At 45.2% G+C, this 2,765-nt stretch carries 3 protein-coding genes; 1 reads left to right on the top strand and 2 read right to left on the bottom strand.

Annotation, left to right across the window (positions count from 1 at the left end; translation table 11 throughout):
* The first annotated feature begins 71 nt into the window (after positions 1 to 71).
* On the top strand, positions 72 to 365 hold the full coding sequence (locus CCU_RS10460; RefSeq protein ID WP_015534624.1) for a helix-turn-helix domain-containing protein: 294 nt from the start codon (positions 72 to 74) through the stop codon (positions 363 to 365).
* A gap of 102 nt (positions 366 to 467) precedes the next feature.
* Here CCU_RS10460 and fabG read toward each other — a convergent pair whose 3' ends face one another.
* Together fabG and fabD are read right to left on the bottom strand one after the other, a co-directional pair.
* Positions 468 to 1,208: a 3-oxoacyl-[acyl-carrier-protein] reductase gene (gene fabG / locus CCU_RS10455; RefSeq protein ID WP_004852016.1), complete on the bottom strand. Its 741-nt coding sequence runs from the start codon at positions 1,206 to 1,208 to the stop codon at positions 468 to 470.
* Positions 1,201 to 2,124, bottom strand: coding sequence for an ACP S-malonyltransferase (fabD, locus tag CCU_RS10450; protein WP_015534623.1), 924 nt, complete (start codon positions 2,122 to 2,124; stop codon positions 1,201 to 1,203). Before fabD ends, fabG begins: the two co-directional genes overlap by 8 nt.
* Positions 2,125 to 2,765 lie beyond the last annotated feature (641 nt).

Genomic DNA, 2,765 nt, shown 5'->3' with positions numbered 1-2,765 from the left:
AATACCATTCAGCTATTATTAATTAGTGAGGGTCACTACGTTTTTTTGGATTTAAAGGAGCTCTGATTATTATGATAGGTGAACAATTAAGAACACTGCGCACCGCGAACAAGATGACACAGAAAGAGCTTGCAGGGGAGTTATCAGTGGCATTCCAGACTATAAGCAATTGGGAGAACAATTCCATCGACCCGTCTGTGAGCATGATTCTCCGCATCGCTGAATATTTCAACTGCTCCACTGATTATCTTCTCAAAGGGGATGATTCAAGTGCCAAGTATATTGATACAACCCAGTTGACAGAACATCAGCACGCACAGCTTCTTGGGCTTGCAAAGGAATTCTCCAAACTGAACAAGAAATAAAATATAACTTTATAATGTTCATATTACAGATACAGGGTATCACAACATTGTTGCGATACCCTGTTTTCTATTTGTATTATTCCAGATCGTGATCTGTATATCCTACAGGCTCATGCCACCGTCAACCTTTATGACCTGGCCTGTTATGTATGATGCCTTGTCTGAAGCCAAAAATGCCGCTGTCTCAGCGATATCTGAAACCTCACCGAGTCTCTTGACTGTGATATGGTCAAGCATAGCCTCCTTTGCCTTGTCTGAGAGTGCATCTGTCATGTCTGTCTTGATAAATCCTGGTGCTATGGCATTTGCTGTGATTCCACGGCTTCCAAGCTCCTTTGCTATAGACTTGGTGATGCCGATCACGCCTGCCTTTGACGCTGCATAATTCACCTGACCTGCATTTCCCTCTATTCCGACTACTGATGACATGTTGATGATACGTCCATACTTCTGCTTCATCATGGTTCTGTACACATGCTTGATACAGTTGAATGTACCCTTGAGATTGATATTGATAACATCATCGAAATCAGCCTCCTTCATGCCAAGCACAAGGTTGTCTCTTGTGATTCCCGCATTGTTCACGAGAATGTCTATTCTTCCATATGTAGTGACTGCAAACTTCATGAGAGCCTCAGCCTCAGCGAAATCTGCCACATTTGCCTTGAAAGCCACTGCCTCTCCGCCTTCTGCCTTGATCTCCTCAACCAGGCTGTTTGCACGCTCCTCTGAGCCGTTGAAGTTTACTACTACCTTTGCGCCATATCCGGCAAATGTCTTTGCTATCTCACGTCCGATACCTCTTCCGGCACCTGTTACTACTGCTACCTTATCCTTAAGCATTCAGTTCCTCCAATTTCGCTAAATCGTCTACAGTTGCAATATTTATACTCTTTACCTCTCTGTTGATCTTCTTCATGAAGCCTGTGAGAGTCTTGCCCGGGCCGACCTCGATAAATGTGTCAACACCGTCAGCTATCATGTTCTCTATTGTCTGCTGCCATCTTACTGATGAGTACACCTGTCTCTTCAGGAGCTCCTTAACCTTTGCTGCGTCTGTGATCTCCTCTGCGTCTGCATTGCAGTAGTAAGGAGCAAATCCCTCTGCAACATCCACGCCCTGAAGGAAGTCGTAAAGTTTCTCACCTGCAGGCACAAGCATCTGTGAGTGGAATGGACCACTTACGTTAAGTGGGATAACTCTCTTGGCTCCAGCCTCTGCAAGTGCTGCTGATGCTGCCTTAACAGCCTCTGCCTCACCTGATATAACGATCTGTCCAGGACAGTTGTAGTTTGCTATCTGTACCTTGCCAGGTGTGTTCTCACATATCTCGGCAATCTTGTCAGCGTCCATTGCTATGACTGCTGCCATTCCGCCCATTCCGAGAGGTACTTCGTTCTGCATAAGGATACCTCTTCTTCTAACTGTCTTGATGCCGTCAGCGAGAGTCATGGCTCCTGCTGCAACAAGTGCGCTGTACTCACCGAGTGAGAGTCCTGCAAATACATCAGCCTTGAGACCTGCGTTCTTCAGGTGCTCATATATGGCAACCTCTGCAGCAACCATGGCCGGCTGTGTGTACTCTGTCTTGTTGATGTCATCGTTCTCCTCGAAACAGATCTTCTTAAGCTCTATATCCAGAACGTCATCTGCCTCGTCAAATACCTTCTTGCTGTCCTCAAAACTGTCATAAAAATCCTTTGCCATGCCCACATACTGTGCGCCCTGACCTGGGAATATAACTGCTGTCTTACCCATTTCTTTTTTACCGCCTTTATTATATTTTGTAATTGATTTACATTCGCATATCATTGATGTCTGTCTGTACTGGATTTTATCAACCATCTCTCATGCTACATCCAGAAGCCAAGTCAACCATCCCTTATTATAGAACAGGGCTCCGCAAATCGCAAGGTCAAGAATTAATACTGCGTTAATACTTCAGCTTGCTCCGCACTTCGTGCTCCCGCAATCTGCCGCGCTTCATTCACACTCCGGCCTGTCAGCCTCCGTGTTTCATGTACCGCTTAACCGCCAAATGATACCGGATTTTTTCGAGCGAGCTCGAAAATCCGGCATCATTTGGCGGTGTATTAACGCACAAAAAAAGCACATGCCATCAAGCCCCACGGCTCAAAGCATCTGCTGTAAATCAACTCTCATATAATATATATAACCTTGGATGGTCAGTCAGGACTCATGTCCTGGCTGGCTACCAAAGTTATGTCATGTCCGATACATGACAACTTTGAATAACAAATGTATTCAAAACAGTCCAATCTGTTCAGTTAGCAATATTACTCCTCAACACCCTTGCTCTTAAGGTAGTTAAGTACGTCCTCAAATGTAGCTACGTCATCGAGCTCCTCAGCAGGGATCTCAACATCGAACTCATCCTC

Origin of the sequence: Coprococcus sp. ART55/1, assembly GCF_000210595.1 — a bacterium.
Classification (GTDB): domain Bacteria; phylum Bacillota; class Clostridia; order Lachnospirales; family Lachnospiraceae; genus Coprococcus; species Coprococcus aceti.
Note: the sequence above shows the minus strand (reverse complement) of the source record. Positions and strands in the feature narration are given on the sequence as shown.